The sequence below is a fragment of the Streptomyces sp. NBC_01363 genome, from assembly GCF_026340595.1.
In the GTDB taxonomy this organism is placed as follows: domain Bacteria; phylum Actinomycetota; class Actinomycetes; order Streptomycetales; family Streptomycetaceae; genus Streptomyces.
Genome location: NZ_JAPEPF010000001.1, coordinates 3,801,756 through 3,825,536, shown reverse-complemented (window position 1 = coordinate 3,825,536; position 23,781 = coordinate 3,801,756). Strand labels below are relative to the sequence as shown.

Genomic DNA, 23,781 nt, shown 5'->3' with positions numbered 1-23,781 from the left:
CCGGCGGCCGATGCCTCCGGGAGCTGCGGGTACCGATGTGTACCGGCTCGGAGGGTGCTGAAGATCTTCAGTGCCCTCCTTGGTCGGGCCCTGCCTACAGGTGCGGCAGGATCGCCGGCATCAGGTCCTGGAAGGTGCGGCCGTTGGCCGGGTTGCCGAGGGCGGTCATCTGCCACCCGTTCCCCGAGCGGTGCACCTTCGCCATGATCTGGGCGGTGTACTGCCCGCCGCCGTCCAGCGTGTAGCGGGCGAGCTCCTGGCCGTTGGTCTCGTCGACGATGCGGCAGAAGGCGTTCTGCACCTCCTGGAACGTCTGGCCGGTGAAGGAGTTCACCGTGAAGACGATCTGGTCGATGTGGACCGGCACCCGCTGCAGGTCGACGAGGATCGCCTCGTCGTCGCCACCGGAACCGGCGCCGCCGACCAGGTTGTCCCCGGTGTGCTTGACCGAGCCGTCGTCACTGACGAGGTGCCGGAAGAAGACCACGTCGACCGGCTGCTTGTCGGCGAAGAGCACCGCCGATGCGTCGAGGTCGATCTCCCGTGTACGTGAACCGAACAGCCCCCGGCGCGGCGCCGCCTGCCAGCCGAGCCCCATCCGCACCGCGGTCAGGGTCCCCCCGTCGCTCTTCTGCAGGCTGATGGCCTGACCCTTGGTCATATTGACCGTCACGCGCTGTCCCCTCTCCGCTTTCCCCGCAACCGTCCGTGCGCGGTTTCCCAGAACCCTACGCAGTCACGCCGGTGGCGCGACCGTTCGGGGCCGTTTCGTGTCGGTCCTGCAACACACCAGGTGTGGCGGGCTCAGGCGAGACCCGCTTCCCGCATCTGGCGCAGCTCCTTCTTCAACTCGCCGACCTCGTCGCGCAGTCGTGCCGCCACCTCGAACTGGAGGTCCGCGGCGGCCGCCCGCATCCGGTCGGTCATCTCCTCGATGATTCCCGCGAGTTCGGTGGCGGGCCGGTCCGTGACCGCTTCGCCGCCGCTCCTGGCCTTCTTGGACCCGGCCGATTTGGTGCCCAGCGCGGGAACGGGGGCCTTGGCGCCCTTGGCCTGGCGGTAGCCGGTGCCGAGCAGCTGCTCGGTGTCGACCTCCTCGCGGGCGATCGTCGCGACGATGTCGTTGATCTTCTTCCGCAGCGGCTGCGGGTCGAGGCCGCGCTCGGTGTTGTAGGCGATCTGCTTCTCGCGGCGGCGATTGGTCTCGTCGATGGCCTGCGCCATCGCCGGGGTGATCTTGTCCGCGTACATGTGGACCTGCCCCGAGACGTTTCGGGCGGCTCGCCCGATGGTCTGGATCAGGGACGTCCCCGAGCGCAGGAAGCCCTGCTTGTCCGCGTCGAGGATGGCGACGAGCGACACCTCGGGCAGGTCGAGGCCCTCGCGCAGGAGGTTGATGCCGACCAGTACGTCGTACTCACCGGAGCGCAGCTCGCGCAGCAGCTCGATGCGGCGCAGCGTGTCGACGTCGCTGTGCAGATAGCGGACCTGGATGCCGAGCTCCAGGAAGTAGTCGGTGAGGTCCTCGGCCATCTTCTTGGTGAGGGTGGTGACCAGGACCCGCTCGTCCTTCTCGGCGCGCGTGCGGATCTCGTGCACCAGGTCGTCGATCTGGCCCTCGGTGGGCTTGACGACCACCTCCGGGTCGACGAGGCCGGTGGGGCGGATGATCTGCTCCACGAAGCCGTCGCCCCGGGACAGCTCGTACTTCCCGGGGGTGGCGGAGAGGTAGACGGTCTGGTCGATCCGGCTCAGGAACTCCTCCCACTTCAGCGGGCGGTTGTCGAGCGCGGAGGGGAGCCGGAAGCCGTGGTCGACGAGGGTGCGCTTGCGGGAGGCGTCGCCCTCGTACATCGCGCCGATCTGCGGCACGGTGACATGCGACTCGTCGAGGACGAGGAGGAAGTCCTCGGGGAAGTAGTCGAGGAGGGTGTTGGGGGCGGTGCCGGGCGAGCGGCCGTCGAAGTGCATCGAGTAGTTCTCGACACCGGAACAGGTGCCGATCTGCCGGAGCATCTCGATGTCGTACGTGGTGCGCATCCGCAGCCGCTGGGCCTCCAGCATCTTGCCCTGCTTCTCCAGCTCGGCGAGGCGCTGCTCCAGCTCCTGCTCGATGCCGCTGACCGCCTTCTCCATGCGCTCGGGGCCCGCGACGTAGTGGCTGGCGGGGAAGACATGGAGGGACTGGTCCTCGCTGATCACCTCGCCGGTGAGCGGGTGGAGGGTGGAGAGCGCCTCGATCTCGTCGCCGAACATCTCGATGCGGACGGCGAGCTCCTCGTAGACCGGGAAGATCTCGATGGTGTCGCCGCGGACCCGGAAGGTGCCCCGGGTGAACGCGAGGTCGTTGCGGGTGTACTGGATCTCGACGAAACGGCGCAGCAGCTGGTCCCGGTCGATCTCGTCGCCGACCTTGAGCTGGACCATCCGGTCCACGTACTCCTGGGGGGTGCCGAGGCCGTAGATGCAGGAGACGGAGGCGACCACGACGACATCGCGCCGGGTGAGCAGCGAATTCGTCGCGGAGTGGCGCAGCCGCTCGACCTCCTCGTTGATCGAGGAGTCCTTCTCGATGTAGGTGTCCGACTGCGGGACGTACGCCTCGGGCTGGTAGTAGTCGTAGTACGAGACGAAGTACTCGACGGCGTTGTTGGGCAGCAGCTCGCGGAACTCGTTCGCCAGCTGGGCGGCGAGCGTCTTGTTCGGCGCCATCACGAGCGTGGGGCGCTGCAGCTTCTCGATCATCCACGCGGTGGTCGCCGATTTACCGGTGCCGGTCGCGCCGAGCAGGACGACGTCCTTCTCGTCCGCGCGGATGCGCCGCTCCAGCTCGGCGATGGCCGCGGGCTGGTCGCCGCTGGGCTGGTAGGGACTGACGACCTCGAAAGGCGCCACCGAACGTTCGATCTTCGAAACGGGCCGCATGGAACCACCGTACGACCCACCACTGACAACCGGGCCGGGTCAGCCGGCGTACCGGGCCGGGGTCACCATTCTCCCGGCGGCGCGGGGTCGCGCGGCCGGGAGTGGAACGACGCCGGGTCGGCATGCGTTCCGAACCGCGGCACCTGCCGCTGGGCCGGGATTCCGGGGGGCCGGTCGGCCCCTTTCGGGGCCTTGGGGTCGTTCCAGTCCGGGGTGCCCATCACCATCAGCGGATCGAACATCACGACCACCGCGGCGAGGAGCAGGAAGCAGCCGGGGCCGATCAGCAGCGGCACGAGCGGTACGGTCGCCCCGTCGGCCGGAGCGTTGTCGGGAAGGGCGCCGGGGTGCAGGTGGACGCTGAGCGCGGCCATGCCGGTGTAGTGCATGCCGCTCACCGCGACGCCCATGACGACGCTGGCCCCGAGACTGGGCAGGAACCCGTTGATGGAGACGGCCGCCCAGAGCGCGGTCGTGGCGGCCACCACGGCGATGACGACGGAGAGGGCCACGGTGAACGTGTCGTACTCGAGCTGTCCTTCGAGACGTATTCCGGCCATGCCCAGGTAGTGCATGGTGGCCACGCCGAGTCCGGTGATGGTGCCGCCCGTCACCAGGGCCATTCTGGTGGCGCCGCGGTATCCGACGATGAAGATGCCGACGCCGACCATGCCGACGGCGACCGCGAGACTGGCGAAGGTGATCGGCTTGTCGTAGCCGATGGTCACCCCGTGGACGGAGAAGCCCATCATCGCGATGAAGTGCATCGTCCATATGCCGGAGCCGATGGACGTCGCACCGAGGGCCAGCCAGCCTGCCTTGAAGGAACGCTCGGTGCGCAGCGAACGGTTCGTGCAACGCAGTCCGAGGGCCGCGCCGAGGCAGGCCATGAGGAAGGCCGCGACGGGCGTCACCGCTCCGTAGCTGAAACCGTCGATCGTGCCCTGCATGCTCGTACGCCCTTCGCGGAAGCCCGGGTTCGGGGTGACCCTAAGGCGCGAGTCCCGGCAAACAAACAGAAGAGCTGCATTTTATCGAGCGGGAATCCGGCCCGTGACCCGGCATCGGCGGCCGCGTTCACGTTGTGGCCATCCTTCGCCTGTCCCCCGTTGGGGCGTGGCTGTCACTCTCGGCCCGTCCGCAACTTCTGACGCAAGGAGTACACGTGTACGCACGCACCGCAACCGCCGCTCTGGCCGCCGCCGCTCTGATGGGTACCGGCGCCTTTCTGATGTCGACCGCCGATACGCGGACCCCGGACAGCGCCACGGCCGGCGCCGGGCACGTGACCGCGGTCACCGGCGTCAGCACGGTGAGCACCCGGACCACGGACGCGAAGCGGACCGCCCCCGTCGTCTTCGCCCACCGGGGCGCTTCGGCCTATGCGCCGGAGAACACCCTGGCCGCCGTCGACAAGGCCGACGCCCTCGGCTTCGACTGGGTGGAGAACGATGTCCAGTTCACCAGGGACGGCGTGCTGGTGGTCGTGCACGACACCGATCTGAAGCGGACCACCGATGTCGAGGAGGTCTTCCCGGACCGGACCTCGTGGGCGGTCAAGGACTTCACGGCGGCGGAGATCGCCCGGCTGGACGCGGGCAGCTGGTTCGGTCCGCAGTTCGCCGGGACCCGAGTGCCCACGCTCAAGCAGTACCTGGACCGGATCGAGCGCAACCGGCAGAAGCTGCTGCTGGAGATCAAGAGCCCCGAGATCTACCCGGGCATCGAGAAGGAGACCCTTCGGGTGCTGCGCCAGAAGGGGTGGCTCGACCGCGCTCATGTGAAGAACCGGCTGGTCATCCAGAGCTTCGGCGCGGACAGCGTGAAGAAGGTGCACCAGTTGCGCCCGGACATCACGACGGGCTTCCTCGGCGCCCCCGCGGTGGCCGATCTGCCGTCGTACGCGGCCTTCACCGACCAGATCAACCCCTCCTCCACATCCATTTCGGCCGACTACGTGAACGCGGTCCACGCGCTGAAGGGCGCGCACGGCAAGAAGCTCCGGGTCAACACCTGGACGGTCAACGACGCGGCCAGCGCCCAGAAGGTGGCGGGCCTCGGCGTGGACGGGATCATCACCAACAACCCCGACGTGGTGCGCGAGGCCACGGGCTGACCCGGGGCCGCGGCCGGTTGTCAGTGGGCGGCCGTACGGTGGTTCCCATGAACAGCAACGGGGTCGTCGAGTGGGCCGTCGTCGGGAGCGACATCGGCCCGCTGCTCCTTGCCGCGACCGGTACGGGCCTGGTGAGCGTGGCCTTCCACGCCCGTCCCGAGGTGCGGGAGAAGGCGGTGGGGCAGCTGTGGACGCGGCTCGGCGCGGAGCCGGTGGAGAGTCCCGGCTCCGCCCGGCTCGCCGAGCCGATACGCCAGCTCGCGGCGTACTTCGCGGGCTCGTCGCGGGAGTTCTCGCTCGACCTGGACTGGTCGCTGGCCTCCGGCTTCAACCGCCAGGTGCTCCGCGAGCTGGCGACGGGCGTGCCGTACGGGACGGTCGTCGGATACGGGGATCTCGCCGGTCGCGTGGGACAGCCGGGAGCCGCGCAGGCGGTCGGGGTGGCCATGGCGTCCAATCCGCTGCCGGTGGTGGTGCCGTGCCACCGGGTGGTGGAGAGCGACGGCGGACTCGGCGGTTTCGGCGGGGGTGTCGAGACCAAGCGGCAACTGCTGGCGCTGGAGGGCGTGCTGCCCCGGCCGCTGTTCTGAGCCGGTCGCCGGAGGCTTCGCGCCGAGGCGATCCCGGAGTGCTGCGCGCCGGGGCGTGCCGGCCGTGTCCGTCCCGAACCCGGTTTCGTACCTGTGTACGGACTGGCACACTGCGCCAGTGACCAACACCCTTGACGCACCTGACACCCCCACCGGGCCCGGCGGTCCCGCCGCCGGGGTCCCGGCGGCCGAGCTTCCCGGGCTGCGACGCAGAACGTCGGCGGTGCTCATCGGCAGCCAGATACTCGGCGGCCTCGGCGTGCCCATCGGTATCGCCCTGGCCCCCGTGCTGGCGACGGAGGTGAGCGGCTCCGAGGCGCTGTCCGGTCTGGCCCCGACCGCTTCGGTGACCGGGACCGCGCTGCTCTCGCTGCCGCTGGCCGCGCTGATGACCGCGCGCGGTCGGCGCCCCGGTCTGGTACTGGCGTATCTGATCGGTGCGCTCGGCGCGGGGCTCGTGGTCCTGTCCACCCTCGTGGAGAGTTTCCCGTTGCTGCTGCTCGGCATGGCCGGGTTCGGTGCGGGGTCCTCGGCCAATCTGCAGGCCCGGTTCGCCGCTGCGGATCTGGCCGAGCCCGACCGGCGCGGCCGGGCGATCTCCACCGTCATCTGGGCCACCACCATCGGTTCCGTCCTCGGGCCGAACATCGCCGCCCCGGTGGGCCGTGTCTTCCGCGGCACCGCGATATCCGAGAAGGCGGGTCCCTTCGTCTTCGCGGCCGGGATCTTCCTGCTGGCCGCCGTGGTGGTCGGGGCGTTGCTGCGGCCGGACCCGCTGCTCACGGCGCGGGCGCTGGCGCCGCAGGGCGAGGGGTCCCCGGCCGGCCGTTCACTGCGTGCCGGAGTCGCGGCGGTCCGGGCGTCGCCGATGGCACGGCTGGCGCTGGTGACGGTGGCCGTCTCGCACACCGCGATGGTCTCGATCATGGTGATGACCCCGGTCGATCTGGGCCACCACGGCGCCGGTCTCCAGCTGATCGGCCTGGTCATCAGCGGCCATATCGCGGGGATGTACGCGTTCTCCCCGGTGATGGGCTGGCTGTCGGACCGCTTCGGCCGGCTCGCCGTGATCGGTCTGGCGGTCGGGCTGTTCTCCTGCGCCGCGCTGCTGGCCGGAACCGCGGGCCCCAGCCACGGGCAGACGGCGGCAGGTCTCTTCACGCTCGGTCTCGGCTGGTCGGCGGGGCTGGTCGCCGGTTCGGCGCTGCTCACCGACTCCGTGCCGCAGGCGGCCCGCGCCGCCGTGCAGGGTCTGTCGGATCTGACCATGAACACGGCGGCGGGCATCGGCGGAGCCGTCGCCGGCGTCATCGTCGCGCGGGCGAGCTACGGCTGGCTGAACGTGGTCGGAGCATGTCTGCTGCTGCCGATGGCGGCGCTGGCCCTGCGCCGGGCACTCGCCCGGCCCACGGCAGCGGCGTCTCCACGCGACCTCTGAGGCTTCAGAGGCTTCAGAGGCTTCAGAGGCTGATGTGGTACGCCTTGCGCAGCGTCTCGTGCACGGTCCACGTCGTACGGTCGCCCTCGCGCAGCACGGCGGCGTCCCCCGGGCCGACCTCCAGCGTCGCACCGCCCTCGACCGCGACGGTGGCGCGCCCGCTGACGACCACGAAGAGTTCGTCGGCCTCGGTGTCCGTGACCACGCCGGGCGTGATCTGCCAGATACCGCGCACCTGCTTGCCGTCGGGCGACTCCCAGAGCACCTTGCCGGTCACCACGGGCTCGCCCGAGACGATCTGAGCGGGGTCGAGCGGTTCCGGTTCGAGTTCGGCGTCCGGAATGTGCACGGCGAACGAGGCAGGAGCTTGATCAAATGTGGTCATGGCCGGTCACCTTAGCGACCGCCGGAAAGCGACTCCGCATCAGGATGCGCCGGGAGGGGACGGCACGGACCCGGCCCGTCCGATCCGTCCCGTACGCACCCGCCACTCCGGTCGCACGTTTGAGGCGGGTGCGCCCGCGACAGGGATGTGGACATGTCATCCAACGCCTCGCACAGCGCACATCCCTGCGCCCCCACCCTCTCCCCCGAGGTACGGGCGGCCCTCGCCACGCACCACCCCGTCGTGGCCCTGGAGTCGACGATCATCGCCCACGGTCTGCCGCGCCCCCGCAATCTGCGGGTCGCCGAGGAGCTCGAAGGGCTCGTACGGTCCGCGGGCGCGGTGCCCGCGACGATCGCCATGCTCGACGGCAGGGCCCATATCGGCCTGGACAAGGCTCAGTTGGAGCGGGTCGCCGCGGACCCCGCGATGCGGAAGCTGGGGCACCGGGACCTCGCGCCGGCCCTGGCGACGGGCGCGAGCGGGGCGACGACCGTGTCCGCGACGGCTTTCCTGGCCGCGCGCGCGGGCCTGCGCGTCTTCGCGACCGGCGGACTCGGCGGCGTACGCCGGGAATGGACCCGGACCCAGGACGAGTCCGCCGATCTCCGGCTCCTCGCACGGACCGGCATCACCGTGGTGTGCGCGGGGGTGAAGTCGATCCTGGACGTCCCGGCCACGCTGCAGCGCCTGGAGACACTCGGCGTCGCAGTGCTCGGCTACGGCACCGACCGCTTCCCCGGCTTCTATCTGACCAGTTCGGGCGAGCAGGTCGACTGGACGGTGCGGACGCCCGAGGAGGTCGCGGGGGTGATGCGGGCCCAGGACGCGCTCGGCGGCCCCGGTTCCGCGCTGATCGTCGCCAACCCCGTGCCCGTGGCGGACCAGTTGGATCCCGCGCTCCACGACCGCGTGCTGGCCGAGGCCCAGGAGGAATGCCGGGAGCGCGGCATCGTGGGCCCGGCCGTCACACCGTTCCTGCTGGACCGGCTGATGCGGGGAACCGGGGGCGCTTCGCTGGAGGCCAATCTGGCGGCCGTGCGCGGAAACGTATCGCTTGCCGCGCGGATCTCCGGCGCGTGGGCCGCCACGCCCCGGGACCCGGCGGCCGGAGCATGACCGACGGCGGCCTGCTCGTCATCGGGGACGTGGTCACGGACGTGGTGGCCCGGCACGGAACGGCGCTGGTCCACGGCACGGACACCCCGGCCAGGATCCGCACCCTGCCCGGCGGCGCGGGGGCCAACGTCGCCTGCTGGGCGGCCCGTTCGGGATGTTCCGACGTACGACTGCTGGCCAGGGTCGGCGCCGACAGCGCGGACTGGCACCGGGACGCACTGCGGCGGGCGGGGGTGCGCTGCCTGCTCGCCGTGGACGACGACGCGCCGACCGCCACCGTCGTCGCGCTCGTCGATTCCGCCGCCGAGCGCACCTTCCTCACCGACAGCGGCGCCGTGCTCCGCCTCTCCCCCGACGACTGGTCACCGTCGATGCTGGACGGCATCGCCCATCTCCACCTCTCCGGCTATCTCCTCTTCGCCGCGACGAGCCGTGCGACGGCCCTGCTCGCCCTGCGGGAGGCGCGGCGGCGACGGATCCCGGTGAGCGTCGACCCGGCCTCGGCCGGATTCCTCGCCGAGTTGGGCACCGACCGGTTCCTGACCGCCGTGGAGGGCGTCGATCTGCTGCTGCCCAACGCGGACGAGGCCCGGCTGCTCACCGGACTGCCCGAACCGGCGGACGCCGCGGCCAAGTTGAGCCTCCAGGCGGGCCGGGTGGTCGTCACGCTCGGCGAGGGCGGGGCGCTGCTTGCCGCCGCGGGCGCGGTGACCCGGCGCGTCCCGGCCGTTCAGGTGCGCGGAGCGGTGGACTCGACCGGGGCGGGCGACGCGTTCACCGGCGGATTCCTCGCGGCGCACCTGGCGGGGGCGGACGCCGCCTCGGCCGCGGCGGCGGGATGCCGGGCGGGGGCGGAGGCGGTCACCACCGTGGGCGGCCGCCCCGGCCCCTGACCACACCATCGGTTCGCCGCCCGGCCCTGAGCACACCATCAGGTCGCCGCCCCGCCCCACCCGGTCCAGGCCGGGTGCAGCGGATCGTCGGCCCGCACGACCGCGTCCGCACGTTCGCCGGGCGCCGCCTCGTCCTCGTACCGCGCGAAAGCGGGCAACGTCCAGCGCTCGCCCTCCTCGGTGCGCCGCCGCAGCGCGCCCGGCGACAACCGCAGATGGACACTCAGATCGAACGGGAACCAGTGCCCCAGCAGCAACGGGCCGTGCATCACCAGCACTCCGCCCTCGGGCAGCGGCCGGTACGGGCTGCGCGTGGCCCGGTCGGTCACCGGATCCCAGAGATCGGTCAGCACCCGCCCGCTCCCGCCGGCCTCCAGCGGCCCGAAGACCTCGCGCCACAGCGCGCCCGTGTCGAACCAGCTGTCGTAGTACGAGTCGGGGTCCTCCTTGCCGTACTCGTACCGGAGACTCGCCGGCCGCAGGAATCCCTGGGTGGACACGACCAGCACCGCACGGCCCCGGACCCGCAACGCCTGTGCGACACGCTCGGCCGGCTCCCCGGTACGGGCCGCGGGAGCACCGTCGACGGCGACCTTCAACCAGGGCCCGCCGTCGGCGGGTTCGAGGGCGTCGGCACGTGCGGCGAAGGCTTCGGCCAGCCGCTCCCAGGTGATCGCTTCGAATCGCACCCGCCCATCATCGCCCCGGCTCCGGTGCTCAGTGCCTGCCGTCCCACCACCGGGGGGCGTCCTCGTCGGGGCCGGCGAAGCGGAACGGGACGCCGAGCCGCTCCGCCAGCTCCCGTCCCGTCCGCTCCGCCTCGCCGGTACCCGCCGCGCCGATCCGGAAGTCGGCCAGGGCGACGCCCTCCCACGGCCGGGCCAGGACCGCGGTCAGCACGACGATCCAGCCCCGGGTGTCGCCGTCCCAGACCGCCTCGACGGCGACGGGGTCACGGGGCAGGGCGCCGGCAGCGGCGGTCAGGGTGTCCACGTCGTGGCGGGGCGGTGGCGGCATGCGGTCCGCGAGCGCGCGGTGGCGCCCTTCGAGCACGTCCACGCATGTGTGCAGCCCCGGACGGGGCTCGATGCCGCACTCCCACATCGCGTGGACGGCCTGGATGGTCCGGCCCGCCAGGACCAGCGCGTCGACCCGCTCGCGTACGTCGGCGGGGAACGTCCACCACATGAGCAGTGCCCGGTGGCCCTCGGTGAGGCGCAGCACACGGTCGGCGAGCGGGCGCAGGCCGGGTTCGCGGTCGGCCGCCGTATCGGCGAGCCGGCGGATGTCGTCGAACCACCGTCCGGACACGCCGTCCGCTGCGTCGATGCGCCGGAGGCCGCGGTCCAGCAGCCCCTGGGCGTTCTGCGGCTGTCCGCGCAGTACGGCCTTCGTCGCGGCGACCGCGTTGGCCAGCGCGCTCGCCGGCCGCGACCAGTCGTCGCCGTCCGTCGCGGGGCCGTCCTGGCCGTGGCCGGACCGGTGGGCGCCCGGCGACGCCCTGATCTCCAGGTCCACGCGCCAGAACAGCGGAAGCCCGCGGAAGGCGGCGAAGAGCAGCCGCCGCTCGCGGGAGTTCCGCGACTCGGGATCCGTACGCAGGGAGTCCAGGGGCGAAACCGCTTCGAGCACGCCCGGGACGGCGGCGAGGCAGGTGTCGAACCGGGCGCCGGGCACGGTCCAGGCGATGTCGATGTCGCTGTACGCGTCCGCTGTTCCGCGGGCTAGCGAGCCCCGCAGCTCCGCCCGCGAACCGGGGCAGTGCGCGGTGAGCGCCCGTGTCAGGTCCTGTGCGAACGCGGCGCGGCGCACCGGGTCGAGTCCACACGCGCTCGTCCGGTCCCAGGGGTCCTCCGCGTTCATGACCTCTCTCCCCTCGTCAGAAAAATGCTCCGTTCCCGGCGGGTCCGCCTCCTACGATCGCCCCCATGGACCTCGAATTCGCCCGCACGTTCGCCGCCGAGTGGCTGGACGGCTGGAACTCCCATGACCTGGACCGCATTCTGACGCACTATCACGACGACGTGACGTTCAGTTCACCCGTGATCGCGCAGATGACCGGCGACGCGTCCGGCACGGTGCACGGCAAGGAGGCGCTGCGGGCGTACTGGGCGACGGGCCTGGAGCGCATCCCCGAGCTGCGGTTCGAGCTGGTGGACGTCCGGGTGAGCGTCCATGCCCTGGTGATCGACTATCGCAACCAGATCGGCGGCCGGGTCAGCGAGGTGCTGACCTTCCGCGACGGGCTGGTGATCTCCGGCTTCGGGGCGTACGGGGAGACGCTCGCCAACTGACGACCGGCCCACCGCGTCGGCGCCCGGGAGATCGCCCCGAGCCGATCAACTCCCACGGTCCCCGGGGAAGTCGGCGCGGGGAGCCTTCGGGTCGCTCCGTCAGTCGCCGCGCAGCTCGGCGGCGAGCGGCCCGTCGCCCGACACCTCGACGCGCCCGTCCTCGACGGCCTCGGCGAGGGTCAGCCCGCCCTGCGCGAGCTCCAGGCAGACCTCGACGTCGAGTGCGATGCGGGCATCGGCGCGGGCGGCGGGACCATCCCCGTAGACAGCCGCCCCGTCCTCCGCAGCACCGGCACGCACGTGGAACTCGCCCTCTTCCAGGTGCACTTCGACGACCCCGGCGTGGGTCAGCCCGTCCAGCGCACGCAGCAGCGGGAGGGCGAACCAGTGGGCCCGCACCGCGTCGGTGGGCCGCCGTTCGGCGAGCTCGGGCGCACCCCACTCCGCGAGCGCGGCGAGCACCGGCACCAGACCGTGGCCGCGGCCGGTCAGTTCGTAGACCGAGGCGGCGGCGGGCGGCGGGAGCCGGCGGCGGGTGGCGAGGCCGCTCTGCTCCATGTCCCTGAGCCGGGAGGCGAGCACGTCCGTACTGACGCCCGGCAGGTCGGCGTGGAGGTCGGTGTAGCGGCGGGGGCCCGCCAGCAGTTCACGGACGATCAGCAGGGTCCACCGGTCGCCCACGGAATCAAGAGCCCGTGCGGTGGCGCAGAACTGGTCGTAGCTCCGGCGGCGGACCGGGCGCGTTGCGGGCTGTTGCTGACGTGGCATGCGACGCAGTCTAGACATGTTGTTGGACTTTCCAAGCCCGAGCTTGGTAAAACCAAGTATCGCAATCAGGTCGGGGAGGCCACCGCATGGAATTCCGGCAGTCCAGCAAGCTCAACGAGGTCTGTTACGAGATCCGGGGCCCGGTCATCGAGCACGCCAACGCCCTGGAGGAGGCGGGCCACAGCGTGCTCCGGCTCAACACGGGCAACCCCGCGCTCTTCGGTTTCGAAGCGCCGGAGGAGGTCGTCCAGGACATGATCCGGATGCTTCCGCAGGCCCACGGCTACACGGATTCGCGCGGCATCCTGTCCGCCCGCCGGGCAGTGGCGCAGCGCTACCAGGCGATGGGACTGCCGGACGTCGGGGTCGACGACATCTTCCTCGGCAACGGTGTCTCCGAGCTGATCTCGATGGCCGTCCAGGCGCTGCTGGAGGACGGCGACGAGGTGCTCGTCCCGTCCCCCGACTACCCGCTGTGGACCGCGGTGGTGACCCTCGCGGGCGGCAAGTCCGTGCACTACACCTGCGACGAGGCGTCGGACTGGAACCCGGACCTCGCCGACATGGCTTCGAAGATCACCGACCGCACCAAGGCCGTCGTGATCATCAACCCGAACAATCCGACCGGCGCCGTCTACCCGCGCGAGATCCTCGAAGGCATCCTCGATCTGGCGCGCAGGCACGGCCTGATGGTGTTCGCCGACGAGATCTACGACCAGATCCTGTACGACGACGCCGAGCACCACAGCGTGGCGGCCCTCGCCCCCGACCTGGTCTGCCTCACTTTCAGCGGCCTGTCGAAGACGTACCGCGTGGCGGGCTTCCGCTCCGGCTGGATGGTGGTCTCCGGCCCGCAGCAGCACGCCCGCAACTATCTGGAGGGGCTGACCACGCTCGCCTCCATGCGACTGTGCCCCAACGCGCCCGCGCAGTACGCCATTCAGGCCGCGCTCGGCGGCCGGCAGTCGATCCGGGAGCTGGTCGCGCCGGGCGGCAGGCTGCACGAGCAGCGCAACCGGGCCTGGGAGAAGCTGAACGAGATCCCCGGGGTGTCGTGCGTGAAGCCGAAGGGCGCGCTGTACGCGTTCCCGCGCCTCGACCCGAAGGTGCATCGCATCGTCGACGACGAGAAGTTCGTGCTGGATCTGCTGCTGCGGGAGAAGATCCAGGTCGTACAGGGCACCGGCTTCAACTGGCCGCGGCCCGACCACTTCCGGATCCTCACGCTCCCGTACGCTGACGATCTCGACGCGGCGATCAGCCGCATCGGCCGCTTCCTGACCGGATACCGCCAGTGATCGGATGCCCCCAGTGACCTGCTCCACCTGCCGCTTTCCCGTCCATACCCAGTTCGCCTCGTCCGGGCTCGTCGGCCCGATCGTGGAGGACGGGCTCGATCCGGCCACCGACCCGGCCTGGGCGGAGTCGGGGGCGGCGTCACCGGCCGAGTACGCGCGCTGGTCGGGTCATCTGTGCGGTATGACCTGTCTGCGCATGGCACTCGGCGCCGGGGCCCCGCCCCTGTTCGCGCTGCGTGACGGGGCGCTCCGGTACGGCGCGTACACGGAGGACGCGCAGGGCGAGATCCGGGGTCTGATCTACGCCCCCTTCGCCGAGTACGCACGCGAGGTGCACGGTGTGGACGCCAGGGTGCACCGCCATCTCGCGCCGGAGGAGATCCTCGGCCTGCTGGACGGCGGCCGGACGGTGATGGCCTCGGTGCACTACGGCATCCGGCACCCCGGGCGGCCGGCTCCCGGGCGGGGCGGGCATCTGGTGCTGCTGACGTCCCGTACGGCCGACGGCACGGGCGTCCACTTCCACAACCCCTCGGGCACGACGGCGGGAACGCGGGCCGCGGAGCTCGCGCTGCCCGACTTCGAGCGCTTCTTCGCGGGGCGCGGGGTGTCGTTGCCCGCGAGCGTCTGAGCGGCGCGTCGCGGGACCGCGCCGCACGTCGCCGGAGACGGGAGCGGGCCCGGGGGCGTAGCCGGCCCCCGAGCCCTGGTGTGCCACCCATTCGGCACGCCGACACTTTTAAGGACCCGCGTCAGGTTTATGTCGCCGCGTCCTGCCTTTAGACGACCGCAGATCGAAGCTCTGCGAGCCGGAGTCGAACCGGCATCTCGACGCCCATGGGCACGGGCCCGTTCGATTCGGCGATGGGTGGCGAATGCTGAGTCTGGAGCAAGAGTCTGAGATTGATCGCGGTCTGCCTCTTCCATTTGGGCTACCCCGGCCCGTTCGCGTGCGGGAGGCACGGAATGCCGGGGGGAGGACTCGAACCTCCACTGGAACCGCGTCGTCACGACAAGCTTCAGTTTCAGCTTGCGCTCCTCGCGCACCCCGGCCGAAATGAGTCGGCCGGGGAATCAATGGTCGGTCACCCGAAGAGGTAACCGAATACCGCATCACCCACCCGCTGGTCGGTGACGTCCGCGCCGTTGGCTTCCTCGCGGGCGTACTTCACGGCCTGCTGGAGCTTCTCCACCCGGTCCAGCAGCTCGTTGACACGCCGCGCGGGAAGGGCGCCGGAGAACTTCACCGTCGTCCAGTACCCGATCGGGATGTCCTCGTAGTACACCTCGACCTGCGCCGGGTGCTTGTCGGTGGCCTCCGCCTTCACGTGGTTGCGGGGCACCTTCTTCGTGCGGAGGGTCCGCACCGGCTCGGTCTTCCAGGAGTCCGTCGACGGGTCCTGGGTCCAGGCCTCCGCGGCGTCGAGCACCGGCAGCTTGCGGACAAAGGTGTTGAGGTCCGTCAACTGCTTCTCCAGGAAGAGCAGATACGAGACCGGCACCTCGCTCATGAGCACCCGTCCGTCGACATTCACGTCCGCGCGGGCCGTGCAGTTGGCCCAGTCCTTCGTGGCGGTTACATCGAAGAGCCGGGTCAGGGTCGCCGCGGTCTCCCGCAGCACGTCCTCGGCCTTGATCTGCACCAGCGTCGACTCGGGCGGCAGCTGCTCGCCCTCCTCGTCCTTGGGCTGGTACGTCCGGGAGATCCCGGCCAGCAGGCCGGTCTTCTGGAGGCCGTGATGCGCCGCCGTCAGATCCTGGTGAGCCTTGGACTTGACGCCCTTCTCCACTGCGATGATCTGATTGAGTTTCGCCACGTCGAGGACGCTAGCAACGTCAAGTCGGCCGGGACAAACGACTTTTCGAATGGCCCGCCCCCCGGATGCCAGGCGGGCAGTGCCGCGGTGAGGTCGACCTCGATCAGCTGTCCGGGGAAGCCGAGCCGCGCGACTCCGAGGAGCGCGCTCGGGTGGTGACCGCGGGCCCGATGGCCGATCCGGTGAGCCGGCGCCAGGCGGCCCCCGGGACCGTGACGTCGTCGCCGACCACGTGGATCACCGACCGGCTTGGGCCGCGGGGCGCAGCGGGATTTCGACAGTGCCCCGGACCGACCCGTACGGGTGGTTTCTGCCGGATGCCCATGTCCCTGCCGCTGTCCGGCGGGGACCGCTTGTCACAGTGAAGCCCGCGCATCCGCACCACCGGCCCGCAGGCTCCGCGCTCGCGCACGGACTCCGTCCTCGCAGGCCTCTCCCCCAGCCGCGTCCGGACACCACCCGTCACCGCCTCCTCCAGGCGCCGAACGAAGGTCCTTGCCTTGCCTCGTCTCCCCCGCTTCGCCGCCCCGAAGGGCCCCACCGGCCCCAGGAAGCACACCGCGCTCACCGCGACGGCCACCGCCCTGACCGTACTGGCCGTGGGAACGCCCGTCGCGTACGCCACACTCGGCGACGAAGCCCCCGCGGCCTCGCGGTCCACGGCGTCGGCCCTCACCTCGCGCGGGAAGGCCTACATCGAGACCCGGCTGTTCTTCGGCACCGAACGCCCCGACGGCGGACCCGATGTGGCTGATCGTCAATTCCTGGCCTTCATCGACGAGGAGGTCACACCGCGCTTCCCGAACGGACTGACCATCCAGGACGGCCGGGGGCAGTGGCGGGACTCCAACGGAGTCATCGAACGGGAGCGCAGGTACGAACTGACCCTGCTCTACCCCGCGTCCGAGGCCCGTGTGCGCGACGCCCAGATCGAGCGGATCCGCGACGCCTACGAGAAGGCCTACGCCCAGGACTCGGTGGCCCGCCTCGAAGAGCGCACGACCGCCGACTTCTGACACCCGGCCACCGCCCGGTCACGCCGCCGCGCGGGCCCTGCGCCCGCGCGGCCGGTTGATCCGGTGCGCCAGCGCGTGAACTCCCGCCACGGTCACCGGAAGAAGCGCCAGTGCCGCAACCGTCGCGCCGGCGCCGCCGCTCCTGATCCCGGCCGCTTTCAGCCGTCGCACGGCCCACAGCGAGTACGGGATGACGACCGTCGGCGCCGTGACCACCCCCGGCGTGTAGCCCCGGTACGCCAGCGACTGCGCCAGGTGCGCGACACCGTGCACCCCGAAGCCGACCAGCACGCTCCGGAAGAACGGGCTGCGGCCGCCGGTGCGCACCCCGTCCGCCGACGCCGCCACCATGACCCCACCCATGAGGCCGATCGCGACATCGACGTCCCGCTGCGAGAGCTCCATACGCTTCCAGACCGCTTCGGGCACCCCCGGGAACCGCTCCTGGAGCACGGGCCGGGCTGCCCGCGCCCAACCGGCCATGGTGGCCAACTCCTCCAGGTCGTTGGCCACCCAGGCGGCGAGCAGCCCCCAGGTCACCGCCTTGGAAACCGTTGCCTCCGCCATACCGGGCCCCCTGCGTCGCAGTACGAAGTACGATGACCACACCTTACATCGCAACGCAACGTTGCGTTGCTTTTCCCGGTTGCTTTCCCCTGGAGTGCCCATGTCCGACCCGACCGTGAACCGCCGCCCGGGCCGGGGCCCCCGCGCCGCCGAGGCGATCTTCGACACCACGCTGCGCCATCTCGCGGAACGCGGCTACGCCCGGCTCACCATCGAGGCCGTCGCCCAGGAATCCGGGGTCAACAAGACGACGATCTACCGCTGGTGGCCCTCGAAACCGGCGCTCCTGCGGGCGGCCCTGATCCATGCCCGGGTCCTCGACATCGACGTCCCCGACACCGGCAGCCTCCGCGGTGATCTGGTCTCCCTCACCGAACAGATCACCCGCCTGCTCACCGACGGGCGCACCGAACCCGTCGCCCGGGCGATGACCTCGGGCACCGGCCTGCCCGATGACGAACTCGCTCTCCTCACCCGCGACTTCTTCGCCGATCGCTTCTCCCGTGAACAGCCGGTCTTCACCCGCGCCGCCGCCCGCGGCGAACTCCCCGTGGACACCGACCCGATGCTGCTGCTGGATCTGATCGCGGGGGCGGTCTGGATGCGGGTGCTGCTCCGCCGCGAACCGGTACCGCCGGACTTCGCCCGGGATGTCGTCGATGCCGTGCTGCCGCACTGACGGTGCCGGGAGCGGGCGCGGCCCGGTCGGGTACTGTGCCGCGGCCGGGTACGGGACCGTACACACGCACCGAACGGGGAACGATCCACATGGGCACGCCAGTACGTCACTTCACGGCCACGACACCGGATGGTCAGGTGTTCACGGTCAATATCGAGCGGGACTTCCGGTACGACCCGTACCGCGACTTCCTCGTCTGCACCCACTGCGACTGGTCGCCGTCACTGCTGACCATGAAGAAGATCGTCGACATGGCCGGGGAACATCTGGCATCGGTTCACGGTGCCGACCAGGGCCTGTCCCAGCAGGACAACGAGGGGTACCGCAAAGCAGGGCTGATCATGCTGCCGATCACCGCCGTGTTGCTGATCGCTCTCTTCGTCTATCTGCAGAACTCCTGAGAGCAGGGTGTTACCGGTGCCGGCCGGACTCAGCCCCCGCTGAGCTCCGTGAGCGCGCTCACCGGGTCGGCGTCCGGAGTGGCGCGGGGCCACCAGTCGTCCTCGCCGGGCTCGGACTCGTAGCCGTACCAACGGCCGTCGTGGCCGAAGCGGAGCTGGAGTGTGCCGCCGGGGTGTGTGAGGTGGTTGCGCCGGGGCTGGAAGCGCGGGAAGCCGGCTGCCGAGAGTGCGGGACGGGCCCGGTCGAAGGGGCCGGCCGGGGGGTCCCAGGGGGTTTCGAGGACGGCGAGCCCTCCGGCGCCGCCCTGGCGCCAGGCCGCGACCGCCCGCGCCAGGTCGGTGGTGGTGCGGCCGGTGGCGTACGCCAGCTCGCGGTAGAGGGCGCGGGTGGTGGCGGTGAGCCCGGCGGTGGGGCGGGACGCGGCCAGCCGTACCGCGTCCTGCCAGGGGGTGAGTCCGGCGAGCGGGTCGCGGCCGGTGGTGAGGAGCGCGTGCGCGCGGGCCGCCGCGTCCGTGGCGAGGTGGTCGAGGGCGAGCGGGTCGCGCGCCCCGGGCAGGCTCGGGTACGAGGGTGGCTGTGCGGGATGCGGCAGCACCGGCAGTGGGGCGGGGAGCGGCGGAAGATAGCGGTCGGCGAGGGCTTCGCGGGCCGGTACGGAGGGGGCGGCGGGGGCCGTGGGACGTTCCCGGGCGGAATGTGCGGCGTTGCGGCGGCCCAGCTCTTCGAGGAGCTCCCGTTCCCCCCGGCCGCGCAGCAGCAGAAGGACGAACGGGTCGGTGTCCAGGAGCCGCGCCATCTGGTAGCAGAGCGCGGCCACGTGCTTGCAGGGCCAGCCGTGGTCCGGGCAGGAGCAGCCGGGGTCGAGGTCTCCCGCGGCGGGCAGCAGCCCGATGCCGGCCTCGGCCGCCGTGTCGGCCAGCGAGTGCGGCATCTCCTTGGTGAGCAGCGCGGCGAGGTGGCCGGGCCGGGCCGCGACGGCGTCGAGAAAGGTGTCCCAGTCGGGGTCGGCGAGGGTCCGCAGCCGCAGTTCGCAGCGGTAGGGGCGGGGGCGGCTGCCGTGGACGTAGGCGACGACCCGTCCGGGGGTGACGGTGATCGCGGCGACCTTGCCGCTGTCGGCGTACGTACGGCCGCGGGAGAGCCGGCCCTCGTCCATCGAGAGGGATTCCAGGGCGGCCACCCAGGCACGGCCCCACCAGCTGTCCGCGAAGGGGTCGTCGCCGTCGGAGGTGCGGGGTGGTACGGCCTCGAAGGTGCGCCGCAGGTCGTCGGGGCCGGGGCGCGGACGGGCGGCGGGACGGGGGTCGTGACCGCTGTGCGGGCGGGGGCTCATGCCGGCCTCCGGAGCGACACGAGATCGGCCAGGTCGCGGTCGCTGAGCTCGGTCAGTGCGGTCTCGCCGGTCCCGAGGACCGTGTCGGCCAGGGCGCGCTTCGCCTCCAGCAGCTCGCCGATCCGGTCCTCGACGGTGCCTTCCGCGATCAGCCGGTGAACCTGCACGGGCTGCGTCTGGCCGATGCGGTACGCCCGGTCCGTGGCCTGTTCCTCGACGGCCGGGTTCCACCAGCGGTCGTAGTGGATGACGTGGGCGGCCCTGGTGAGATTGAGTCCGGTGCCCGCGGCCTTGAGGGAGAGCAGGAAGACCGGGACCTCGCCGGACTGGAAGCGGTCCACCATCCGTTCCCGCTCGGCGACCGGCGTACCGCCGTGCAGGAGCTGGGAGGGAATGGCACGCGAGGCGAGGTGGGCGGAGAGCAGCCTGGCCATGGTCACGTACTGGGTGAAGATGAGGACGGAACCGTCCTCGGCGAGGATCGTGTCGAGGAGTTCGTCGAGCAGGGCGAGCTTTCCGGAACGGCCGACGAGGCGGGTCGGCTCCTCCTTCAGATACTGCGCGGGGTGGTTGCAGATCTGCTTGAGCGAGGCCAGCAGCTTCATGATCAGACCGCGCCGGGCGATGCCCTCCGAGGCCTCGATGAACGCCATCGTCTCGCGGACCGCCGCCTCGTAGAGCGTGACCTGCTCGCGGGTGAGGAAGACGGGGTGGTCGGTCTCCGTCTTGGGCGGCAGTTCGGGGGCGATACCCGGGTCGGACTTCTTGCGGCGCAGGAGAAAGGGCCGGACCAGGCGGGAGAGCCGTTCGACCGCTTCGTCGTTGGCGAGCCCGGCAGCCGTACCGGTGTTCTCGACGATACGGGCGTGCCGGGCGCGGAAGGCCTTGAGGGGGCCGAGCAGACCGGGAGTGGTCCAGTCGAGCAGGGCCCACAGCTCGGAGAGGTTGTTCTCCACCGGGGTGCCGGTGAGGGCGACTCTGGCCGGGGCCGGGATGGTGCGCAGCGCCTTCGCCGTGGAGGACTGCGGGTTCTTCACGTGCTGGGCCTCGTCGGCGACGATCAGTCCCCAGCTGTGGCCGGCCAGTTGGGCGGCGCTGGAACGCATCGTGCCGTACGTGGTGAGGACGAAGCCGCCGTCGGGCTCGGCGAGCGTGCGGTCGGTGCCGTGGAAGCGGCGCACGGGGACACCGGGGGCGAAGCGGTTGATCTCCCGGTGCCAGTTGCCCAGGAGGGAGGCGGGGCAGATCACTAGGGTGGGCGCGGGATGGGCGCGGTGCAGATGGAGGGCGATGAGGGTGATCGTCTTGCCCAGGCCCATGTCGTCCGCGAGGCAGCCGCCGAGGCCGAGCGAGGTCATCCGGTCCAGCCAGGCCAGGCCGCGCAGCTGGTAGTCGCGGAGCGTGGCTTCGAGGCCGGGCGGCGGGGCGATGGCGGTGTGGTCGTCGGTGATGCGCGCGCGGAGTGCGGCCAGCGCCCCGACGGGCACGGCCTCGACCTGTTCGCCGTCGACCTCGGCGGTGCCGGTCAGGGCGACGGCGAGGGCGTCGACCGGATCGAGCAGGCCGAGCTCCCGCTTGCGTGCCTTGCGTACGAGCGCGGGGTCGACGACGACCCACTGGTCCCGCAGGCGCACCACCGGCCGGTGGGCCTCCGCGAGGATGTCCATCTCCGCCTCGGTGAGCTGCTCGTCGCCCAGCGAGAGCTGCCAGTCGAAGGCGAAGAGCTGCTCGGCGTCGAAGAACGAGGTGCCGTCGGTGGCCGAGCCGGGCGCGGGCCGCACGACGGCGGAGGCGGTGAGCGAGCGGACGAGCTCCCTGGGCCAGTGAACGCTCACTCCGGCCGCCGCCAGCCGGGCTCCGGCGTCGCCGAGCAGCTCGTACAGCTCGTCCTCCGCCAGGGCGAGCACATCGGGCACCGGCTGGTCCAGCAACCGCTCCAGCGGCGCCCAGACGCGGGCGGCGCGGCGCAGGGCGAGCACGGCGTCGACCTTGGCCCGCGGGCCGAACGGCTCGCCCGCCCCGCCGTTCCACAGCGCGGCGGCGTCGGTGACATAGGTCGGGTCGGCGAGGCTGTGCACCTGGGTGACGGCCGCGGCGGCGTGCCGCGTGGCGTCTCCGGTGCGACCGCCGGGGCCTATGGCATCGGTCCCGGCGGAACCGGTTGCGTCGGAGGTGTCGTACGTATCGGCCGTGTCGAAGAGTTCGTACGCCGACAGGTCGAGGCGCAGCGACACCCGTACGCCCGCGTCGAGCCCGGCCGCGACCTCGACCGCCCAGTCGCGGACCCCCGGCAGGTGCTGGGCCTCGCGGGCCGCGAAGGGGGCCCCCATCGCGTACGCCGCGGCGGGCGTACGGGGCAGGGTGTCGGCGACCGCGTCGAGGAACGAACCGAGCAGCCACTCGGGGTCGGGGAGCCGGAGCGGTGTGCGATCCGGCAGCGGGACCGCGTGCCCCTCGGCCGGCATGGCGGCGGCGATCGCCCGGAGATGGGCGATGTCCTCGGCGTCGCGCGGCCCGGCCCGCCAGGCGTCGTGGTCGTCGCCCGTCAGGCCGGGGAGCAGTCTGCCGCGCGCCGCGAGGTTGAGCGCGTGGAGCGCGGCAGCGCCCCAGCATCGCGTGGCGGGGTGGGCGGACTCCTGGTGCCGGGCCCTGACCAGCAACGGCAGCGCATCGGCGACGGGCAGCAGGACCGCGGGCACCGTACGCCTGCGGATGTCGTCCCCCTGCCCGTGCCGGCGGACGACGGTGATCTCGGCCGTACGCGCACCGGGTGCGGGGCTTCCCAAGTCCACGGGGTGTCCGCAGACCTCGCCCGGCTCCGGGAGGGGACCGCCGTCGGGATCCCAGAAGGCGACGCTCCCGCCCCGCGGCAGCGGTGCGGGCAGGAACACGGTGGCACAGCGCAGGAGACGGGCAGCGGAGGTGTCCTGCTGCTGTTGTGTCGTGGTCATCGGTCCCGCTCCCCTCCCGCCCCGGTCCTCTTGATCGCCTTGATCCTCATGACTCCTGCGAGTCTAGGCGGGGGGTCTGACAGCCGGTCGCCCGGCCGTATTTCAGCAGGTCAGGCACGATATGGAACACCTCGGTCCGTGCCTGCCGGACCGAGGCGGGAAACGATGAACGGGCAGTGCGCCTCAGTGCTTGGCCAGCGGCTTCGAAGGGGAGGGCCGTGCGGGAACGGCGGTCGGGGGCGCGGGCATGGGCGGGGGTGCCACGGCCGGCGGCCGCGGCGGCCGCGGCTGGGCCGACGCGGGGCGCTGGGCCTGCGCGGGGCGCTGCGGCTGTGCGGGGCGAGGTGCCTGGGCATGGCGCGGCGGCTGCGGTGGCTGGACCGCCTGCGGTGGCGGCGTCATCTGCTGCTGCACGGGCTGCTGCGCCCGCTCCAGGAAGCGGAGCAGCTCCACCGGGAACGGCAGCACCAGCGTGGAGTTCTTCTCCGCCGCGACCGCCACCACCGTCTGCAACAGGCGCAGCTGGAGCGCGGCCGGCTGGGCGGACATCTCCTTCGCCGCCTCGGCAAGCTTCTTCGATGCCTGCAGCTCGGCGTCCGCGTTGATGACCCGGGCACGCCGCTCACGGTCGGCCTCGGCCTGGCGGGCCATGGAGCGCTTCATCGTCTCCGGCAACGACACGTCCTTGATCTCCACCCGGTCGATCTGCACACCCCATCCGACCGCGGGACTGTCGATCATCAGCTCAAGGCCCTGGTTCAGCTTCTCGCGATTGGACAGCAGATCGTCCAGATCGCTCTTGCCGATGATCGACCGCAGTGAGGTCTGGGCCATCTGCGACACCGCGAACCGGTAGTCCTCGACCTGGATCACGGCGCTCGCCGCGTCGACGACCTTGAAGTAGATGACCGCGTCCACCCGCACCGTGACGTTGTCCCGGGTGATCCCGTCCTGCGCCGGCACCGGCATCGTCACGATCTGCATGTTGACCTTGCGCAGCCGCTCGACGCCGGGGATCACCATGGTGAAGCCGGGCCCCCGTACGTCGTCGCGGAGCCTGCCGAGCCTCAGCACGACGCCCCGCTCGTACTGCTTGACGACCTTGGCCGCCGCCGCCGTGTACAGCGCGCCCGCCGAGGCCGCCGCCACTATCGCGATCACGAGCTCCTGGACCATGACGGCCCCCTGAA

At 71.6% G+C, this 23,781-nt stretch carries 23 protein-coding genes and 2 pseudogenes; 11 read left to right on the top strand and 14 right to left on the bottom strand.

Annotation, left to right across the window (positions count from 1 at the left end; translation table 11 throughout):
* Nucleotides 1–94: 94 nt before the first annotated feature.
* The 3 genes from OG611_RS17575 to OG611_RS17565 all read right to left on the bottom strand — a co-directional run bounded on the left by OG611_RS17575 (nt 95) and on the right by OG611_RS17565 (nt 3,875).
* The gene (locus tag OG611_RS17575) at nt 95–673 is read right to left on the bottom strand and encodes a TerD family protein (RefSeq protein ID WP_073747806.1); all 579 of its coding nucleotides are present in this window, start codon (nt 671–673) and stop codon (nt 95–97) included.
* A gap of 131 nt (nt 674–804) precedes the next feature.
* Entirely contained in the window at nt 805–2,925 is a 2,121-nt protein-coding gene (gene uvrB, locus OG611_RS17570) for an excinuclease ABC subunit UvrB (protein ID WP_266420871.1), read from the bottom strand.
* A gap of 62 nt (nt 2,926–2,987) precedes the next feature.
* The gene (locus OG611_RS17565; RefSeq protein ID WP_266420869.1) at nt 2,988–3,875 is read right to left on the bottom strand and encodes an MHYT domain-containing protein; all 888 of its coding nucleotides are present in this window, start codon (nt 3,873–3,875) and stop codon (nt 2,988–2,990) included.
* Between the two features lie 215 nt (nt 3,876–4,090).
* Here OG611_RS17565 and OG611_RS17560 point away from each other — a divergent pair, with 215 nt between their 5' ends.
* The 3 genes from OG611_RS17560 to OG611_RS17550 all read left to right on the top strand — a co-directional run bounded on the left by OG611_RS17560 (nt 4,091) and on the right by OG611_RS17550 (nt 7,069).
* Nucleotides 4,091–5,041, top strand: coding sequence for a glycerophosphodiester phosphodiesterase family protein (locus tag OG611_RS17560; RefSeq protein ID WP_266420867.1), 951 nt, complete (start codon nt 4,091–4,093; stop codon nt 5,039–5,041).
* A 47-nt stretch (nt 5,042–5,088) separates the two neighbouring features.
* Nucleotides 5,089–5,631 (top strand): methylated-DNA--[protein]-cysteine S-methyltransferase, encoded by a 543-nt coding sequence (locus OG611_RS17555; RefSeq protein ID WP_266420863.1) that lies wholly within the window; start codon nt 5,089–5,091, stop codon nt 5,629–5,631.
* 118 nt (nt 5,632–5,749) lie between these two features.
* A complete protein-coding gene (locus OG611_RS17550; RefSeq protein WP_266420860.1) occupies nt 5,750–7,069 on the top strand; it encodes an MFS transporter in 1,320 nt (439 codons plus the stop codon).
* Nucleotides 7,070–7,091: 22 nt separating this feature from the next.
* Here OG611_RS17550 and OG611_RS17545 read toward each other — a convergent pair whose 3' ends face one another.
* Nucleotides 7,092–7,454: a cupin domain-containing protein gene (locus OG611_RS17545; RefSeq protein WP_266420857.1), complete on the bottom strand. Its 363-nt coding sequence runs from the start codon at nt 7,452–7,454 to the stop codon at nt 7,092–7,094.
* A gap of 153 nt (nt 7,455–7,607) precedes the next feature.
* Here OG611_RS17545 and OG611_RS17540 point away from each other — a divergent pair, with 153 nt between their 5' ends.
* Both OG611_RS17540 and OG611_RS17535 read left to right on the top strand, forming a co-directional pair.
* Entirely contained in the window at nt 7,608–8,573 is a 966-nt protein-coding gene (locus OG611_RS17540) for a pseudouridine-5'-phosphate glycosidase (protein WP_266420854.1), read from the top strand.
* A complete protein-coding gene (locus OG611_RS17535) occupies nt 8,570–9,466 on the top strand; it encodes a carbohydrate kinase family protein (RefSeq protein WP_266420852.1) in 897 nt (298 codons plus the stop codon). Before OG611_RS17540 ends, OG611_RS17535 begins: the two co-directional genes overlap by 4 nt.
* Nucleotides 9,467–9,504: 38 nt before the next feature.
* On the opposite strand, the gene OG611_RS17530 is transcribed toward OG611_RS17535, so the two are convergent.
* Both OG611_RS17530 and OG611_RS17525 read right to left on the bottom strand, forming a co-directional pair.
* Complete coding sequence (locus OG611_RS17530) at nt 9,505–10,155, bottom strand: uridine kinase (RefSeq protein ID WP_266420849.1); 651 nt, start codon at nt 10,153–10,155, stop codon at nt 9,505–9,507.
* A gap of 28 nt (nt 10,156–10,183) precedes the next feature.
* Nucleotides 10,184–11,329, bottom strand: a complete 1,146-nt coding sequence (locus OG611_RS17525; protein WP_266420846.1) for a nucleotidyltransferase domain-containing protein — start codon at nt 11,327–11,329, stop codon at nt 10,184–10,186.
* Nucleotides 11,330–11,394: 65 nt separating this feature from the next.
* Here OG611_RS17525 and OG611_RS17520 point away from each other — a divergent pair, with 65 nt between their 5' ends.
* The gene (locus OG611_RS17520) at nt 11,395–11,760 is read left to right on the top strand and encodes a nuclear transport factor 2 family protein (protein WP_266420844.1); all 366 of its coding nucleotides are present in this window, start codon (nt 11,395–11,397) and stop codon (nt 11,758–11,760) included.
* Between the two features lie 99 nt (nt 11,761–11,859).
* On the opposite strand, the gene OG611_RS17515 is transcribed toward OG611_RS17520, so the two are convergent.
* The gene (locus tag OG611_RS17515) at nt 11,860–12,528 is read right to left on the bottom strand and encodes a winged helix-turn-helix transcriptional regulator (RefSeq protein ID WP_266420842.1); all 669 of its coding nucleotides are present in this window, start codon (nt 12,526–12,528) and stop codon (nt 11,860–11,862) included.
* 86 nt (nt 12,529–12,614) lie between these two features.
* Here OG611_RS17515 and OG611_RS17510 point away from each other — a divergent pair, with 86 nt between their 5' ends.
* The gene (locus OG611_RS17510; RefSeq protein ID WP_266420840.1) at nt 12,615–13,826 is read left to right on the top strand and encodes a pyridoxal phosphate-dependent aminotransferase; all 1,212 of its coding nucleotides are present in this window, start codon (nt 12,615–12,617) and stop codon (nt 13,824–13,826) included.
* A gap of 13 nt (nt 13,827–13,839) precedes the next feature.
* The gene (locus tag OG611_RS17505; RefSeq protein ID WP_266425970.1) at nt 13,840–14,457 is read left to right on the top strand and encodes a peptidase; all 618 of its coding nucleotides are present in this window, start codon (nt 13,840–13,842) and stop codon (nt 14,455–14,457) included.
* 336 nt (nt 14,458–14,793) lie between these two features.
* Here the strand turns inward: OG611_RS17505 and OG611_RS17500 are convergent.
* From OG611_RS17500 to OG611_RS17490, 3 genes and pseudogenes are all read right to left on the bottom strand, one after another.
* Nucleotides 14,794–14,879 (bottom strand): annotated as a pseudogene (locus OG611_RS17500).
* A 32-nt stretch (nt 14,880–14,911) separates the two neighbouring features.
* Nucleotides 14,912–15,643, bottom strand: a complete 732-nt coding sequence (locus tag OG611_RS17495) for a hypothetical protein (protein ID WP_266420837.1) — start codon at nt 15,641–15,643, stop codon at nt 14,912–14,914.
* A 74-nt stretch (nt 15,644–15,717) separates the two neighbouring features.
* A pseudogene (locus OG611_RS17490) lies at nt 15,718–15,890 on the bottom strand (RidA family protein); the annotation flags it as partial.
* 253 nt (nt 15,891–16,143) lie between these two features.
* On the opposite strand from OG611_RS17490, the gene OG611_RS17485 reads away from it, so the two are divergent.
* Nucleotides 16,144–16,659 carry a DUF3574 domain-containing protein gene (locus OG611_RS17485; protein WP_266420834.1) on the top strand — a complete coding sequence of 172 codons (516 nt, stop codon included), beginning with the start codon at nt 16,144–16,146 and terminating at the stop codon, nt 16,657–16,659.
* Nucleotides 16,660–16,677: 18 nt separating this feature from the next.
* Here the strand turns inward: OG611_RS17485 and OG611_RS17480 are convergent, their stop codons facing one another.
* Nucleotides 16,678–17,226 carry an HXXEE domain-containing protein gene (locus OG611_RS17480; RefSeq protein ID WP_266420832.1) on the bottom strand — a complete coding sequence of 183 codons (549 nt, stop codon included), beginning with the start codon at nt 17,224–17,226 and terminating at the stop codon, nt 16,678–16,680.
* Nucleotides 17,227–17,326: 100 nt separating this feature from the next.
* Between OG611_RS17480 and OG611_RS17475 the strand changes: the two genes are divergently transcribed.
* The gene (locus tag OG611_RS17475) at nt 17,327–17,905 is read left to right on the top strand and encodes a TetR/AcrR family transcriptional regulator (protein ID WP_266420829.1); all 579 of its coding nucleotides are present in this window, start codon (nt 17,327–17,329) and stop codon (nt 17,903–17,905) included.
* 89 nt (nt 17,906–17,994) lie between these two features.
* Complete coding sequence (locus OG611_RS17470) at nt 17,995–18,306, top strand: hypothetical protein (RefSeq protein WP_266420827.1); 312 nt, start codon at nt 17,995–17,997, stop codon at nt 18,304–18,306.
* 29 nt (nt 18,307–18,335) lie between these two features.
* On the opposite strand, the gene OG611_RS17465 is transcribed toward OG611_RS17470, so the two are convergent.
* From OG611_RS17465 to OG611_RS17455, 3 genes are all read right to left on the bottom strand, one after another.
* Nucleotides 18,336–19,640 carry an SWIM zinc finger family protein gene (locus tag OG611_RS17465; RefSeq protein ID WP_266420824.1) on the bottom strand — a complete coding sequence of 435 codons (1,305 nt, stop codon included), beginning with the start codon at nt 19,638–19,640 and terminating at the stop codon, nt 18,336–18,338.
* Entirely contained in the window at nt 19,637–22,591 is a 2,955-nt protein-coding gene (locus OG611_RS17460) for a DEAD/DEAH box helicase (RefSeq protein ID WP_266420821.1), read from the bottom strand. Before OG611_RS17460 ends, OG611_RS17465 begins: the two co-directional genes overlap by 4 nt.
* Before the next feature lie 183 nt (nt 22,592–22,774).
* Nucleotides 22,775–23,767, bottom strand: coding sequence for a slipin family protein (locus OG611_RS17455; RefSeq protein ID WP_266420818.1), 993 nt, complete (start codon nt 23,765–23,767; stop codon nt 22,775–22,777).
* Nucleotides 23,768–23,781 lie beyond the last annotated feature (14 nt).

What these genes read in the sequence shown, in the direction of transcription:
- uvrB (WP_266420871.1), bottom strand. Translation starts at nt 2,925, where the DNA reads ATGCGGCCCGTTTCGAAGATCGAACGTTCGGTGGCGCCTTTCGAGGTC.
- OG611_RS17565 (WP_266420869.1), bottom strand. Translation starts at nt 3,875, where the DNA reads ATGCAGGGCACGATCGACGGTTTCAGCTACGGAGCGGTGACGCCCGTC.
- OG611_RS17555 (WP_266420863.1), top strand. Translation starts at nt 5,089, where the DNA reads ATGAACAGCAACGGGGTCGTCGAGTGGGCCGTCGTCGGGAGCGACATC.
- OG611_RS17545 (WP_266420857.1), bottom strand. Translation starts at nt 7,454, where the DNA reads ATGACCACATTTGATCAAGCTCCTGCCTCGTTCGCCGTGCACATTCCG.
- OG611_RS17540 (WP_266420854.1), top strand. Translation starts at nt 7,608, where the DNA reads ATGTCATCCAACGCCTCGCACAGCGCACATCCCTGCGCCCCCACCCTC.
- OG611_RS17535 (WP_266420852.1), top strand. Translation starts at nt 8,570, where the DNA reads ATGACCGACGGCGGCCTGCTCGTCATCGGGGACGTGGTCACGGACGTG.
- OG611_RS17525 (WP_266420846.1), bottom strand. Translation starts at nt 11,329, where the DNA reads ATGAACGCGGAGGACCCCTGGGACCGGACGAGCGCGTGTGGACTCGAC.
- OG611_RS17520 (WP_266420844.1), top strand. Translation starts at nt 11,395, where the DNA reads ATGGACCTCGAATTCGCCCGCACGTTCGCCGCCGAGTGGCTGGACGGC.
- OG611_RS17515 (WP_266420842.1), bottom strand. Translation starts at nt 12,528, where the DNA reads ATGCCACGTCAGCAACAGCCCGCAACGCGCCCGGTCCGCCGCCGGAGC.
- OG611_RS17510 (WP_266420840.1), top strand. Translation starts at nt 12,615, where the DNA reads ATGGAATTCCGGCAGTCCAGCAAGCTCAACGAGGTCTGTTACGAGATC.
- OG611_RS17480 (WP_266420832.1), bottom strand. Translation starts at nt 17,226, where the DNA reads ATGGCGGAGGCAACGGTTTCCAAGGCGGTGACCTGGGGGCTGCTCGCC.
- OG611_RS17475 (WP_266420829.1), top strand. Translation starts at nt 17,327, where the DNA reads ATGTCCGACCCGACCGTGAACCGCCGCCCGGGCCGGGGCCCCCGCGCC.
- OG611_RS17470 (WP_266420827.1), top strand. Translation starts at nt 17,995, where the DNA reads ATGGGCACGCCAGTACGTCACTTCACGGCCACGACACCGGATGGTCAG.
- OG611_RS17465 (WP_266420824.1), bottom strand. Translation starts at nt 19,640, where the DNA reads ATGAGCCCCCGCCCGCACAGCGGTCACGACCCCCGTCCCGCCGCCCGT.
- OG611_RS17460 (WP_266420821.1), bottom strand. Translation starts at nt 22,591, where the DNA reads ATGACCACGACACAACAGCAGCAGGACACCTCCGCTGCCCGTCTCCTG.
- OG611_RS17455 (WP_266420818.1), bottom strand. Translation starts at nt 23,767, where the DNA reads ATGGTCCAGGAGCTCGTGATCGCGATAGTGGCGGCGGCCTCGGCGGGC.